General features: G+C 75.8%; 11 protein-coding genes. 10 read left to right on the top strand and 1 reads right to left on the bottom strand.

What is annotated here, in order from left to right:
• Positions 1-57 precede the first annotated feature (57 nt).
• From B1205_RS24360 to B1205_RS24345, 3 genes are all read left to right on the top strand, one after another.
• The gene (locus tag B1205_RS24360; RefSeq protein ID WP_089157727.1) at positions 58-537 is read left to right on the top strand and encodes a hypothetical protein; all 480 of its coding nucleotides are present in this window, start codon (positions 58-60) and stop codon (positions 535-537) included.
• 98 nt (positions 538-635) lie between these two features.
• A complete protein-coding gene (locus B1205_RS24355) occupies positions 636-2,321 on the top strand; it encodes a hypothetical protein (RefSeq protein WP_140158132.1) in 1,686 nt (561 codons plus the stop codon).
• 2,211 nt (positions 2,322-4,532) lie between these two features.
• On the top strand, positions 4,533-5,630 hold the full coding sequence (locus tag B1205_RS24345; RefSeq protein ID WP_441338552.1) for a S8 family serine peptidase: 1,098 nt from the start codon (positions 4,533-4,535) through the stop codon (positions 5,628-5,630).
• 337 nt (positions 5,631-5,967) lie between these two features.
• Here B1205_RS24345 and B1205_RS33595 read toward each other — a convergent pair whose 3' ends face one another.
• Positions 5,968-6,816: a ricin-type beta-trefoil lectin domain protein gene (locus tag B1205_RS33595; protein WP_441338551.1), complete on the bottom strand. Its 849-nt coding sequence runs from the start codon at positions 6,814-6,816 to the stop codon at positions 5,968-5,970.
• A gap of 1,189 nt (positions 6,817-8,005) precedes the next feature.
• Here B1205_RS33595 and B1205_RS24335 point away from each other — a divergent pair.
• From B1205_RS24335 to B1205_RS24300, 7 genes are all read left to right on the top strand, one after another.
• Positions 8,006-8,548, top strand: coding sequence for a sigma-70 family RNA polymerase sigma factor (locus B1205_RS24335; protein WP_254910166.1), 543 nt, complete (start codon positions 8,006-8,008; stop codon positions 8,546-8,548).
• 98 nt (positions 8,549-8,646) lie between these two features.
• Positions 8,647-9,660, top strand: a complete 1,014-nt coding sequence (locus tag B1205_RS32805; protein WP_303395037.1) for a zf-HC2 domain-containing protein — start codon at positions 8,647-8,649, stop codon at positions 9,658-9,660.
• A gap of 126 nt (positions 9,661-9,786) precedes the next feature.
• Positions 9,787-10,998, top strand: a complete 1,212-nt coding sequence (locus tag B1205_RS24325; RefSeq protein WP_176308777.1) for a ricin-type beta-trefoil lectin domain protein — start codon at positions 9,787-9,789, stop codon at positions 10,996-10,998.
• Positions 10,999-11,246: 248 nt separating this feature from the next.
• On the top strand, positions 11,247-11,750 hold the full coding sequence (locus B1205_RS24320) for a DUF6668 family protein (RefSeq protein ID WP_254910176.1): 504 nt from the start codon (positions 11,247-11,249) through the stop codon (positions 11,748-11,750).
• Positions 11,747-12,424, top strand: a complete 678-nt coding sequence (locus B1205_RS24315) for a hypothetical protein (protein WP_089157721.1) — start codon at positions 11,747-11,749, stop codon at positions 12,422-12,424. Before B1205_RS24320 ends, B1205_RS24315 begins: the two co-directional genes overlap by 4 nt.
• Before the next feature lie 55 nt (positions 12,425-12,479).
• Positions 12,480-12,860, top strand: coding sequence for a hypothetical protein (locus tag B1205_RS24310; protein WP_089157720.1), 381 nt, complete (start codon positions 12,480-12,482; stop codon positions 12,858-12,860).
• Positions 12,861-13,574: 714 nt separating this feature from the next.
• Positions 13,575-14,738: hypothetical protein (locus B1205_RS24300; protein WP_254910164.1), on the top strand; the 1,164-nt coding region annotated here is incomplete at its 3' end.

Genomic DNA, 14,738 nt, shown 5'->3' with positions numbered 1-14,738 from the left:
CACCCGACTGCCAGGTGATCGGCTGCCGGGTGCGCGGCCGTGCCAGAATCGGCAGCCGTGTCCTACCTACCCCCGCAGCCGTACCCGCCGATGCCCGGCGCCCCGCTGACCGCCTACCCGCATCCGATCGCCCCGCCGCCGGGCCACGCCGTGCTCGTCGTCTCGGTGAACCGCGGGCCGTACGTGGTCCCGGTGCCGACGACCAGCCGCTTCAAGATCGACCGCCGGCCGGTGCCGATCCCCGGTGAGGGCACCTGGCACATCGCGGTCCCCGCCGGCCCGCACGACGTCCGGTACACCGACTTCCTGGGTGTTCCGATCGTCACCACGTCGGTGGTGGCCCAGCCGGGCGCCGCGCACCACCTGTCGTTCCGCTTCGGCGGCTGGCGCAACCGGGTGCACGACGGCCACGGCACCGACGTGACGCGGTTCGGCCTGTGGTCGAACTACAGCATCCTGCTGGTCGCGCTCGCCGCCATGGTGCCGCTCTGCTGCGGCGGGCTCGCGCTGGTCGGCGCGTTCTCCACCTCCCCGTGACGCGGCCCGCGCGATCCGGCCGCGATCATCGTTGAACCGCCGGCGGCCCGGTCCGTAGTGAGCCGGACAGCNGGGGGGAGGACAGGGGAGGGCGACGCGTGCGGATGCGGCGGGCCGTACAGGCGGTGCTGGTGCTGGTCGGGATCTGGCTGGCGCCCGTCGGCCCGGCGCACGCCGCGCCGGCGGAGACCGGTCGGTACTACGTGGTCGGCCCGCCGGTCGACGGGCAACGGGAGTACCTGTACGCCATCGCCTTGCGCACGCTCGGCAACGGCAACCGCTACCGGGAGATCGTCGACCTGAACACCGGCCGGGCCCAGCCGGACGGCGGGACGTTCACCGACGGGCTCGCGCTGAACCCGGGCTGGGTGCTGGTCCTGCCCCGGGATGCGAAGGGCCAGGGGGTACGCGTCGGTCCGCTGCCCCGGATCCGGACCCGCTCCGCCCCACCGGCCACCCGGACGCCGCCCGCCCCCCGGTCACTCCCGCCCTCCACCTCGGCCGTCCCACCGCTCACGACGGCCGCTCCGCCACTCACGACGGCCGCTCCGCCACCCACCTCGGCCGCGCCGAGCCGGGTGTCATCGGGCCCGCCCCGGTCACCGGCCACCGCGGAGGTCGCCGCGTCCCGGCCGCGGGAGCCCACCGCCCCGGGCGGCCTCGACCCGCTGGTGATCCGGGTCGGCGCGGGCGTCCTGTCGGTGCTGCTCGCGGTGGTGGCGATCGTGCTGCTGCGCCCGGGCCGCTCCGCGCGTGGCCTGACCGTGGCCGGCGACGACGGGCCGTGGCCGCCCGAGCGACACCACACCCCCGTCCCCGGCGACACCGCCCGGCCCGAGCCGCCCGCGTCGTCGGGCGACGCGGCGAACGCCCGTACGCCGGCCCCCGGACAGGCCGGGTCGGACCGGCCCGCCGCGCCGGCGGCGCCACCGCTGGGGCCGGCGGCATCTCCGCCGGGATCGGCGGAGTCCCCGCGAGGACCGGCGGTGAATGCGGCGACGACATCGACCACCAGCCCGCCGACGACTCCGGTCGCGGTGAGCGACGCCACCGTCGCGGGCGCGACGACCGCACCGTCGCGGGCGGAACGGGCGTCCGAGGCTCCGACCGCGCCGCCCGCCCCGACCGGCCGACCCGCTCGGGGCGGCGATGTCCGGTCCGGCGAGCCCGGGTCCGAGGAGGGCCGGCCAGCGGAGACCCCGGTCGACCTGCCCCGGCCGTCGCTGCCCGCCCCGGGCGAGCTGCCGTACCTCACGGCCGATCTGGACACCGACGTCGGCCCGGCCCGGGTCCGGTTGGTCGGGATCGCGGCCGGGCGGGGCGCGTCGCCGTACGCCTGGTTGGGGCCGGGGGAGGCGGCCCCGCCGGCCGTGCTGCCGCTGGTGCTGGGGCGCAGCGGGCCATGGCGTCTGCACGTGGATCTCACCCGGGTGCCCGACGTGCTCACGCTCGTCGGCCCGGTGGCGGTCTGCCGTCGGGCCGCCGCGGCCCTCGTCGGTGGGCTCACCGCCGCCGGGGTCGGCGTCGCGGTGGTGGGGGACGCGCTGGGCGAGACGCCGCCGGACGGCTGCGACCGGCTGCCCGGCCTGCCCGAGCCGCCCGGTCCGGGCGACGACCTGCCGGCGCCCGGCGTGGTGTTCACCGCCGGCCCGGCCCCGGCCGGGGCGCGCGGGCTCGCCGCCGCCACCGGCGGGCGATGCGTGCCGGTGGTGCTCGGCCCGGTCCCGCCCGCCCGCTGGTCGCTTCAGCTCGACGCGGACACATCGGCGGCCGGCGCGGACTGAACGGCGCGCAGCACCACGGGCAGCGGTCCCGCCGCGACCCCGGACACCGCCTCCCACACCCCGTCGCGGGCCCGGTGGACGCGGTCCACCTGGATCCGGTCGTAGGAGCGGCTGGTGAGGATCAGCTCGACCCCCGCCGCCCGCAGCCGCTCCGCACGACCGCCGACCAGCGGCAGCGCGGCGAGCGCGTCGGCGGTGGCGTCGACGTCGACCGTGCGGCTCCGCGGCACCCGCAGCTCCACCAACAGCCGGCCGCCGCGTACCGCCGGCCGCCGCCGGCTCAGCGGCAGCCAGCCCGGGGCCAGGCCGCGCGCCCGTTCCGGCAGCAGCGCGTACGCCCGCCGGGTGCCGTGCGCGGGCCAGCGGCTCACGTCGTGCGGCAGCCCACCGGTGGACGCGCCCGCAGGCGCGGCGCGGATCCGCAGCGACCCGCCGTCCAGCCCGTCGACGGGGCGCAGCCGGCCGTCGCCGGCGGCCCGGAAACCGTCCCGCACCCGGGTCCGGTCGAGCCGGCCAGCCGGCAGCAGGTAGGTGTCCGGAGCACCGAGCAGGTACTGCAGGCGGGCCGGAACGTGGGAGCGCAGCGCCGGCACCGGGATCGCCCCGCCGGGGGATATCCGGACCCGTAGGAGATCGGCCCCGTGCGGCGCGGACCGTGGGTCGAGGTGGGCGACCAGGAACAGCTCCGGCGTGGGTACGCCCTCGGCGGCGGCCCGCTCCAGCTCGCCGTCGACCGGCACGAACGCCTCGAACTCGGTGACCGTGACCTGCTGGCCGGGGCGCAGCCAGGGCGGGCCGTGCCGGGCCGCGCGGCGGTGCTCGGCGGCGAGCGTGGGGCGGGCCGAGGGCGCCGGCCGGTCGGCCTCTGCTCCGTCGGACTCTCTTCCGTCGGCCTCGGTGCCGTGCGCTCCGGTGCTGGCCGGCGCGGTGCCCGCCGGTTCGGTGTCGTCCGAACCGGTGTCGGCCACCACGATGCGTTGCCGTGACGAGCGGGGCACCAGCAGGCCGTCGGGCGTCGCGTCCACGGCCGGCGGGCCGTCGGCGTACCTCGGTCGGTGGGCCTGCCAGGCCGCCACCGCGCCGGCCGCGTCGAGCGCACGCAGGTGGCGGTGGTCGTCGACCAGCTCCGCCCGGCCGCCCGGCGGCGGGGTCCAGACCGTGGCGCCGGTGGTCTCGGCCAGCTCGGCGGCCTGCACCCGCAGCTTCGCCTGCTCGTCCGGCTCGGACGGCCAGGTGAGCCACAGCCGCAGGTCGGCGCCGTAGAGCGGCAGCTCACCGAGGAGCGCGGCCAGGTGGCCGGCGTCGCGCACCTGCTGCGTGCCGCTGTAGTCGCCGATCAGGAAGCCGCCGGAGCGGGCCGTGACCGACACGGTGACCAGCTCCGGCGCGGTGGCGCCGAGCCGGTGCGCGGTGGCCCGCCGGGCCACGAAGTCCGCCCGGGTGGCCAACGCCACCCCGGTGGCCAGCGGCAGGTTGACCACGCCGGTCCGGGGCCGGACCAACCCGTCCTCCACCGCGAACCAGCCGGGCAGCGGTGTGGCCAGGTCCGGTGGCTGCAACACCAGCCAGTCCATCGGCTGGCGGGTCACCCGGTCCAGCGGCAGCGCGTGCAGCGGCCCGTCGTCGGCGTCGGTCGTGCGGCCGGGCAGCACCTGCCGGATGTCCGCGCCCTCCGGGCTGACCAGTACGTCGTGCCCGAGCAGCCCGGCGACCTCGGTGAACAGCTCGGTGTGCCGGGCGCCGTCGTCGGTGAGGATCCGCACATCGTCCGCGGCGTCGCCGGTGCGGCGTACCAGATCCGCCACGGCTGGCGCGTCGAGCGGGCGGTCCGGCGCGGTGGGCAGCGCCGGCCCGCCCCGGGGCCCGTGCACCAGCNCCCCCCGCCGGTGCCGGCGCGGGTCGAAGCGGCGGGTGCTCGGCACCCGGTCGATTCCCCGCCCGTCCACGATGGCGGCGCGCGTCAGCTCTGTCACCGCCGTCCCCGCCTTCCACCGACGCCCCACCGCCGGCCGCAGTACTCCGACATCGAGGGCCGGTACCCTCGGCGGTCTCCATGACGAGCGCCATGGAAATCTAGTTCAGATTGATTTGAACGAAGTCCGCCGTGATCCGCAATAGACGATGACGGCCGGACGGTCTGGGCCGCGGTGACGGAAGGGGTACCCGGTGCTGGCGAAGCACTCCATCCTTGCTCGACTGCTCGTGGTGGTGATGGTCGGGTGCGCGATGCTGGCGGCGCCGCGGCCGGCGGCCGCCGCGCCGGACACCGAGCCGTACGTGAAGTACTACGTGGTGACGGCGGGCTACCAGGGTCAGCCGGAGAACCTCACCGAGATCGCCCGGCGCTTCCTCGGCAGCGGCGAGCGATCCGCCGAGATCTACCAGCTCAACACCGGTCGGGTCCAGCCGGACGGGCAGCGGCTGACCGACCCGGCCGAGCTGCGGGCCGGGTGGCACCTGGTGCTGCCATGGGATGCCGCCGGCCAGGGCGTCGAGTACGGACAGTTGCCGACACCCCGCCGGTCGTCGGCCGCGCCCACCCCGGCCGGCACGCCGCGCCCACGGCCGGACGGCAGCCCGAGTCCCCGCGCCACCGCCACCGCCACCCCGGCCGGCTCGCCCACCGGCGCCCGACCGGCGGTGAGGTGCACCGCCAGGACCGCGTCGAGCGGCCGGTCGGAGTGGGCGCAGCTGCGCATGGCGGCGGACAGCGCGTGGACCCTCACCCGGGGCAACGGGGTCAAGGTCGCCGTCGTGGACACCGGCGTCGACGCCGGACTCCAGCAGCTCAGCGGCCGGGTCGCGGTGGGCGCGGACGTCACCGTCGGCAACGGTCGGGGCGACGAGGACTGCCTCGGCTCCGGTACGGCGATGGCGGGCATCATCGCCGCCGACGACAGCGTCGACGGCAGCCCGGTGGGGCTGGCCCCGGACGCGACGATCGTGCCGGTGCGGATGGTCCGCTCCTCGGGCGACGCCCGCCCGGCCGACGCCGCCACGGCCATCGAGGTGGCGGTCAGCACCGGCGCGCAGGTGGTGGCGCTCGGCTCCCGCGTCGACCTTGCCGATCCGGCGGTGGCGGCCGCGCTGTCCACCGCGCTGGCGCACGACGTGCTGGTGGTGGCGGGCGCGCCGGTCAAGGCCACGNCGGGGCCGGCGGGCAGCTCGCGGAGAAGTATCTCGACGGTTCGGTCGAGGTGGTCGCCCCCGGCATCGAGGTGGCGACGCTCGGCGTGGGCGGGGGAAAGGTGGTCGGCAACACCGGCACCGAACTCGCGGTGGCCTTCGTGGCCGGCGAGGCCGCGTTGATCCGGGCCGTCGAGCCCGGCCTCACCGCCACGCAGGTCGAGAAGCGCATCCGCGACACCGCCGACCCGGTGGGCGGGCAGGTGGCCGAGGGCGACCCGCGCTACGGCGCCGGCATGATCAATCCCGCGGCCTCGGTGGCGCCGTCGGTGGACGGTCCGGCCCCGGCCGCCGCGCGGGCGGGCCGCGGCGGAGGCGCGCTGGTCGCCGTGCTCCTGGGTTTCGCGCTGCTGTTCGGCGCGGGCGGCTTCCTGGTCTTCCGGCTGCGACGCCGCGGGCACGCCGGCTNGGCCCCTTCTTAACAGACGTCTGTTAAGAAGGGGCCCCGCCTAACCCGTGGCTACCGCAGCGACCAGGTCTGCTTCGGGGTGAACACACAGATCCAGACGACCAGCGGCGCACCCGTGCCGTGCCCGTTGACGTCCAGGCAGCGGTCGGTCTCCGGGTTGAACAGGGACCGGATGCCCCGGTATTCGGTCCATCTCCACTTCTGGGCCGGATTGCCGCTGCACCGGGCGCTCTGCACCGGCGCGCCGTCGCGCTTCTCGCCCCACGCCACGTCCAGACAGAGACCGTTCGCCCGGATGCTGCCGTCGGAGGCGAACGTCCACCACTGCGTGGGATCCTCCCGGCACGGCCGCAGGACGACCGGGATGCCGTCCCCGGCGCCGCCGCCGGCGCACAGCCCGGTCTNNNTGGCCCCGGCCGGGCGCGTCGGCGGGGCGGGCTTGGTCGGCTCGGCGGGTGGGCGGGTCGAGGGCGACGCGCTGGGTCGGGGTGTGGGGGACGCGGCCGTCGGGGACAGCGCGGGAGACGGCGACGCGGGGGACGGGCTCGGACGGGCCGAGGGGCCCCGCAGTCGGTCGTCGAGCGCGTAGAAGTCGGTGAACTCCCGCACCTGCCGCAGGAACGCCTGCGTCGCGTCGTCCAGCTCGCCACCGGTCTGCCGGATCGAGGTGGGGCCGTTGCGGTAGGCGGCCAGCGCCAGCAGGCCCGGGTCGCCGTCGAGGCCGGCCAGGTCCCGCCGCAGCGCGCAGAGCGCGGCGCCGGCCGCCGGCACGGCGACCTGCGGGTCCCACGGTGAGGCGCCCGCCGGCCCGTGCGTCCGCCACACCTCGGGCAGGAACTGGGCGATCCCACGCCGGCCGTCGTCGCCCAGCAGGTTCGGGTCGAACGCCGACAGCGCCATGAGCTGCGCGGCCACCGCCGCGGGCGGCACCTCCGGGCAGACCGATCCGGCCCGCACCACCAGGCGTACGTAGTCCGCCGGCACCGCCCGGGGCTGTCGGCGCTCCGGATCGGGTCGGGTGGTGCCGGCGCCGCCGAACGCGGCCAGCTCGTCGTAGTACGCCGCGTAGCGGCTCACGTCGTCGACGTACCGTACCGCCCCGGACGGCACGCCCTTGGCCTCGCGTACCCGGTCGAGCCCGGTGTGGAACGCGGCCAGGGACAGTCGCCACTGGTCTCCGGGGACGGCGGCGAGCCGGAGCTGCCCGCTGAGGTCGCACATCTGGTGGGCCAGCGCGAGGATGTTCGCGGCGGTGTCGGTGCGGTCCGCGCCGGGCCACGGCGCCCAGGACTTCCACCTGCCGTCGTCCAGCCCGGCGAAGCCCCGCCCGCCCGACGTGGTCTTCTTCACGCGTCCGTCCAGGCCGGACTCGGTCATCAGCTGGCCGGCCAGGCGGGCCGGGGTCAGCGTGGGGCAGGACCGGGCCGCCGCCCGGATCGCGGTCAGATGTTCGGCGGAGACGTTACGGCCGGTCAGCTTGTCGTCCCGGGCCGTGGCGATGCCCCAGCTCACGGAGGCGACCACCATGCACAGCACCGCGAGACCGGCCGCGATGGCGGCGACGACACGACGCGGGATCCGGGCGAGCCGGGATCGGATGCCAGGAAGATCGGGTGTCACGGGACTTCCTTCCGGTGATGACGTCGCCAGGCGTGACGGATGCGCGACGTCCTCGGTTCACCCGACTGGAATCGGATCCGATTCCAGTCCGGGCGTCATTGAACCGACCGGCGTGCCGGGCCGTCAATGTGGCCGCCGTCGGACGGACCGCGCCGCGGCTGCCGGACCGCCGATCGGAGCGCTCGATGTCGACTCGCCACCACCCGCCCGGCGCGGGGCCGACCATTACCGCGCCGCGGCCGCCGGCTCCGGGCCGGCCGGCCACGCGTCGCGCGGGTCGGGCCCGATGAGCGCCGGCACGCTGGTCGCGGTCCGCCGTCCGACGACACCGTCCGATCAGTACGGTTATCCTTCTCCTCCAGAGGGGCTCGGCGTCGGCACGTCGGGTCGACCGTGCGGGCGCGCCCCACACGTCAGGGGGAGGCGTTCTGTGTCGGCGGTGCCCAACGAGGCGGTGGATCCTCAGACGGTGGATCCCGGAGCGCCGGGCGAGGCCGTCGGCCAGGGTTCCCCGGAGAGCCTGATGCGGTGGATCCACGAGCAGTACCGGGAACCACTGCTGCGCTTCGTCACCCGGCTCGTCCTCGGCCGGCAGGAGCTGGCCGAGGACCTGGTGCAGGAGACCTTCCTGCGGGCCTGGCGCAACCTGGGGATGTTGGCCGAGGAGCCGCGTCGGATCGCCCCGTGGCTCTACACCGTCGCCCGGCATGTGGCCGTCGACGCCGGCCGGGCCCGGCAGGCCCGCCCGGCCGAGGTGGCGGTGCCCGACCTGAACCGGCTCACCACGGCCGAGGACGAGATGGAGCGGGTGGTCAGCGCCCACACCGTCCGCCTGGCCCTGCGGCAGATCAAGCCGGAGCACCGCGACGTCCTGATCGAGATGTACTACAAGGGCGCCACGGTCGCGGAGGCGGCGGAGCGGCTGGGGATACCCGAGGGTACGGTAAAGTCCCGGACGTACTACGCGGTGCGGGCGCTGCACGCGGCGATCGGCCCGATCGAGTCGGCCTGATGACGCGTCCGAGCGGTTCCCCGTCCGATCCCCGGCACCGGTCCGGTGATCCGGGTCGTGAGGTCGGCGCACCCGAGGTCGGGTCGGGAGGGGGCGTGATGCGCAGCGGGGGTGTGAATCCCACGTCCGAGCACGAGGCCCTGGCGCTCTACCTGCTCGGTGCGCTCGACGACGCCGACCGCGTCACCTTCGAGGCGCACCTCGCCGGCTGCGACGAGTGCCTCGTCGCCGCCGCCGACCTGGGCAGCGTGACCAGCGGGCTCGGCGGTCTCGACGAGGCCGACTGGGCGGAGTTCGCGCTCCCGCCGGCCACCGTCCTCCCGCCGGGGACCGCCCCGGAACCCTCGCCTCCCACCGGCCCCGAGCCGGTCGCGGCAACCGTTGCGGAGCCGGCCGGCCCGGCCGTCCGTGAACCGATCGAGCCGGCCGTGCCGGAGCCGGCCGTGCCGGAGCCGGCCGTGCCGGAGCCGGCCGTCCGTCAGCCGGCCGCGCCGGACGTGGGTTCGTCGTCCGTCCGCGTACCGGAATCGTCGCCGGACCCGGACGGCGCGTCCGCGCCGGACGGCGGCCCGGTGACCACGAGCCGCCGGCTGGTGCGGCCCGGCCGGGGGCCCGGTGGCTCGACCGGGCCGTCGTCGGCTCCCGGCGGTGGCACCCGACCCGGCGGCACCCGGCCCGGCGGTGACCGGTCGCCGGCCCTGTCCCCGCGTCGCCGGCTGCTGCTCTGGGCCGGGGCGGTGGCACTGGCGGTCGCGGTGCTCACCGGCGGGATCGTGGCCACGGTCGGCGGCGGCGGTGGCCGCGACGACCTCGTGCTGACCGCGACCGGGGAAGCCCCCGGTCAGGGGGTCGGTCTCTCCGTGTCGATCACCACCCACGAGGGTCAGGGCTCCACGATCCGGATCACCGCGACCGGGCTGCGCCCCGGCCTGCGCTACCGGCTCTTCGCGGTGACCCGCGACGGTGTCACGCACCCGGTGCGGGACTGGACCGCTTCGACCGGCCCGCAGGAGGTGACCGGCGAGCTGACGCCGCCGGTCGACCAGCTCTCCTTCGTCGGCGTGGGCCTGCCCGACGGCACCTCGGTGGTCACCGCGCCGATCTCCCGCTGACCGGAAGACCTCGATCCGCCTCACCTCCGGTTGAACCGGACGCCCCCGCGCGCCGTCGTGTGGCCGTGCGCCTGCCGCACTCGTTCGGGGACGCGGCGCGTCCCCACCAGGCCAAGGGAGGGCTACATGGTTGTGCACACCGGATCGTGGTCGGGCTGCGGAACGCGGCGGAGATCGGCTCTGCTCGCCGTGGTGCTGCTCGCGTTCGGGCTGGTCGCGGGCGTGCCAAGCGGCGCGGCGAGCGCCGCCGCCGGGGCGCGGGTGACGTTCGTCAACGGCACCACGGAGACGCTGTGGATCGGCGCGGGGGAGAGTGCGGACGGCTCCCGGCCGATCACCGGCCTGCCCGTCCTGCGTCCCGGCGAGCGGAGCACGATCGTCATCCCGGACGCGGGCCAGCCGGGTCACTGGCGCGGTCGGTTCTTCGCCCGCCAGCGGTGCGACGGCGACCCGCACGGCGGGTTCCGCTGCCTCGTCGGTGACTGCGGCGCGTTCGCCGACCGGTGCGAGCGGGGCGCGGAGCCGGTGAGCCTGGCCGAGTTCAACGTCGACCGGAACGATCCGGCCGCGCCCTGGTACAACGTCAGCTACGTCGACGCGGTGTCCACGACGATCACCATCGACGCGCCCGGCGCCCCCCGGTCGGAAAAGGCGGGTAGCTGCGCGCGGTGGGACTGCTCCGCCGGGCAGATGCTCGCCGCCTGCCCGGAGGCGCACGCCGTCCGCGACCCGGCCAGGGGCGACCGCGTCAACTGCGTCAACCCGAACCGGGACGCGGAGAGCGCCTACACCGCCGCGCTGCTCCCGTTCGGCCCGCGCGCCTACCTCTGGTCCACCCACGACCGGGTGGCCGGCAACGAGACCGTCTACAACTGCCCGGGCTGCGGGGAGGTGGTGGTGACGTTCCGCAGCGGCGGCGCCCCACCGGTCGAGCGCGGGACCGTCCGGCCCGCCGGCGGGTTCGCGCTGCGCGGATACGCGGACAAGTGCGTCGACGTGCCGAACGGCGAGTCCACCGACGGGGTGCGGTTGCAGCTCTGGCACTGCAACGGCACCCCGGCGCAGCGGTTCACCCGGGGCCCCGGTGACACGCTGAAGGTGCTGGACAAGTGCATGGACGTCGCGTGGGCGTCCCGGGACAACGCGGCCGCGGTGCAGCTCGCCTGGTGCAACGGCGGGCCGGCGCAGGTCTGGGTCGCCGAGGGCGGCCTGCTGCGCAATCCGAACTCCGGCAAGTGCCTGGACGTGCGCGACTGGAACTCCGACGACGGCACGCCGTTGCAGATCTGGGAGTGCGCCGCGAGCCAGAGCAACCAGAACTGGCGCGAGGCTCGCTGACCGGCCGGACGACGACGGGCCCGGGTGCGGATCACCCGGGCCTGTCGTGTCGTGCGGGCCGGCGGTTGCCGTGCCGGACCCGCGAATTCTCCGCGGGCGGCGACGGGTGGAAAAAACCTCGGACCCGCGCTGAACCGAGAGGGCGGTCGCGTCGTAGAGCGGCCGTCGACCGCTCCGCCCGCGCCGCCGAGGCGCCGGGGCGCGGCCGGTGACCGCGACGGCGAGCAGGTGGGGAGGCGGGACGGGCGATGAGCCAGCCGGTGATGCTGCGGCGACCGCGGGACCGCGACGAGCGTGCGTCCCGACCGCCCGACGTCCTCTCGGACGAGGGCATCGGCTGGATCGGCGCGCACGGCGGGGCCGGCGCCAGCACCCTGACCCGCCTGCTCGGCGGCGTCGACATCGGCTGCCGGTGGCCGGACCCGGCGATCGGCGAGCCGGCCCGGGTGGCGCTGGTCGGGCGGACCAACTCCGACGGCCTGCGGGCGGTCTCCCGGGCGCTCAACGCGATGCGGGAGGGCCGGCACCCGGCCGGGATGCGGCTGGTGGGCGTGGTGCTGATCGCCGACTCCCCGGGCCGGCTGCCGGGGCCGCTGCTCAACCGGATCCGGCTGCTGCGCTCGATCGCCCCGGTGCACCGGGTGCCGTGGATCCCGTCGTACCGGGTGGGCGCGGAACCGAAGCGGGCACCGCGCCAACTGGACCGCCTGGCCGCCGTGGTGGCGGCCCGGCCCGGGCGGGGGTCGCGGTGAGCCGGGCCGCGTGGGCCGTCGTCGCCGTGGCTCTGGCGCTGCTCGCGCCGGCGCCGGCGGCGCGGGCGGCGGCGGGCACCTACACGGTGACGGTGGACGGTAGCGGCGCCGCGTTTCTCTACAAGATCTGCCTGAAGACCACCACCACGGTGAAGACCTATCCGGCCGGGGGCGGCGACCGGGTCTGCTCCGGCAAGAAGGGCTCGACGAACGGCGCGTTCGACCTGACCGCCGAGTACACCGATGGCGACACGGTCTGGATGGACGTCGAGATGCTCGTCGACCTGAGCGGCCACTCGCGGACCAAGGACGACGTCGAGATCACCGGGTCGCACAAGTGTTCGCTCAAGGGCGCGCTGTTCGCGGGCAAGTTCCAGTGCGAGAACGCGATCAACAAGAAGAGCTTCACCGCGCCGTCGATCGCGCCGTACCAGGTGGCCGTCGACGACCCGGACGCTCCGGTCGTGCAGTTGCTCACGCTGATGGCGTGGTGCGTGAGCGGCGCGGCGGTGCTCGGCCTGCTGCTGACCGGCATGACGCTGGCGTCGCAGCTGCGCCGGGGCGCGCTGGAGGAGCGGCCCGAGTACACCAGGCAGATCGCGTTCGTGATGGCGGCGTGTCTGCTCGCGACCACCGCCGGGCCGATCGTCGGTGCGCTCGGATTCAGCCAGTGACCACCCGACCGGCCGGCGGCCGGCCGGTCGGCCTCTCGACCTCGAAGGAGCACCCATGACCCTCTCCGACCTCTACTACAGCGGTCTGGTGCGGATCCCGTTCGGCCTCCGCCTCCCGCCCGCACCGAGCGACGGCACCGGCGACAGCACCGGCGGCGGGGTGCCGCAGCCGAACACCGGCGGGAACGTGGTGCCCGGTCCGCTCGCCACGAAGGTCGAACAGGCGCTCGGCCTGGTCGCCTGGGCGGGCACCGCGGCGGGCGTCCTCGGCGTGCTGGTCACCGGCGCGGTGATGGCCGTCTCGCACAAGCGGGGTGAGAGCTCCGAGCACATGAGCCGGCTCGGCGTGGTGCTGGGCGGCTGCATCCTGGTCGCCACCGCCGGCCCGATCGTGACCTGGGTCTTCGGCGGCAGCGGCGAGACGAAGGCCAACTGACCGTGCGGCCGCGACACGCATCCGGGCCCGAGGACGGGCCGTACTGGCGGCACCGCCGGTGGCAGGTGTCGGCTGCCTTCGTCGTGCTGGCGCTCTGCACCGGCGCCGGGGCGGTGGTCTACGGCGGCGGGGAGAGCCGATCCCGGGNCGGCGGGCTCGGGCCGGACGGGTCGCGGCCGCAGGGCTGCCGCACCGTGGACACCGCCCAGCCGATCCCGGCCGAGGTGCCGGACGACATCACCTGGCTGCCGCTCAACGGCGCGCGGACGCCGTTCTCCGCCTCGGCGGGGCCGTTGCGGACGACCGGGCCGCTGCGGTGGTGCTTCGCGCACACCCCGATGGGCGCGGTGATGGCGGTGCACACGATCTCCCGCCAGATGAGCGGGCCGGACTGGCGGTTGGTCAGCCGGCAGCAGTTGGTGCCCGGGCTCGGGCGCGACTACTTCGACGCGATGCGCGAGTCGCTGACGGACGGCGGGCCGCCGCAGACCTCCAACCGGCTCGCCGGGTTCCTGGTGGTGCGCTACACGCCCCGTACGGCCGTGGTCCGGGTGCTGGTCCGGCAGGCGACGGCGCGCTACTTCTCGGTCGACTACACCGCGGACTGGAGCGGCGTGGACTGGCGGCTGCGGCCGTTGAACTCGGGCGGTCTCTACGGCCCGGTCGTCCCGGTCCTGTCGCTGGCCGGCTTCGTGCTGTGGAAGGAGCGCTGAGATGGCCGAGTGCGCCACCGGCGACGCCGTCTACATCGGGGAGATCGGGCAGGTCGTCGGCTTCTTCGAGCGGGGCATCGACGGCATCCTGAGCGACATCGCCGGCGCCATCATGGGCGCGGCGGTCGAGCTGTTCGCCAACCTCGGCGACGTGCCGACGCTCGGCGACAAGAAGATCAACGACCAGATCCACCTGCAGACCGACTGGTTGGTGGTGACCATCGCGGTGGCGTCGTTGCTGGCCGCGGCGTTCCGGATGGCGTTGCTGCGCCGGGGGCAGGCGCTCTGGACGGCGCTGCTGGGCCTGGTCCGCATGGTGCTCACCGTGGGCGCCGCGTGGACCGTGCTCAACCTGCTCGCCACCGAGGCCGACCACTACAGCGACCACCTGTACGACCAGGGCATCAAGGCGCAGCTCAAGCTGATCGCCAACTGCGGCACGGACGGGCTCACCGCCTTCCTGCTCATCATCATCGGGTTGCTGCTGCTGGTCGCCGGCTGCATCCACGTGATCCTGATGTATCTGCGGCTCGGCGCGATGGTGCTGCTCACCGGCACCCTGCCGCTGGCCGCCGCGGCGTCGATGACCGAGTCGGGCGGCGGGTGGTGGCGCAAGCACATCGCCTGGATGGTGGCCTGGCTGGCGTTCAAACCGGTGGTCGGGCTGATCATGTATTCCGGGGCGGTGATGATCGGCTCGGTCGACGGCGACGCCAAGCACTACAAGCTGGCCGGCGCCGCCATCCTGCTGATGGCCGCCGTCGCGCTGCCCGCGCTGATGCGGCTGGTCGTGCCGGCCATGGCGGCGCTCGGCTCGTCCGACGGCGTGGGCGCGGGCGTGGCCGCCGGCGCCGCCGCGGCGGGCGCGGTGGCGAGCGGGGCCAAGCGGATCGCCGGCGGTGGTCACGGCGGTGGTCACGGCGGCGGCGCGGCCCGGGCGGCGGGCCGCGGCTCACCCTCCGGCGCGGTGGCCAGGGGCGGCGGCGGGTCGAAGTCCGACGGCGCCTCGAAATCGACCTCGACGGCGGACGGCGCGTCCACCTCCGACGGCGCGTCGACGGCCGACGGCGCGTCCACCTCCGACGGCGCGACGACGGCCGACGGCGCGTCCACCGCCGACAGCGCCTCGGTCTCCGACGGCGCGTCGACGGCCGGTGGCGTCGAA

Source organism: Micromonospora sp. NBS 11-29, assembly GCF_002140155.1.
Taxonomy (GTDB): Bacteria; Actinomycetota; Actinomycetes; order Mycobacteriales; family Micromonosporaceae; genus Micromonospora.
This window is presented reverse-complemented; position numbering and strand designations above follow the sequence as displayed.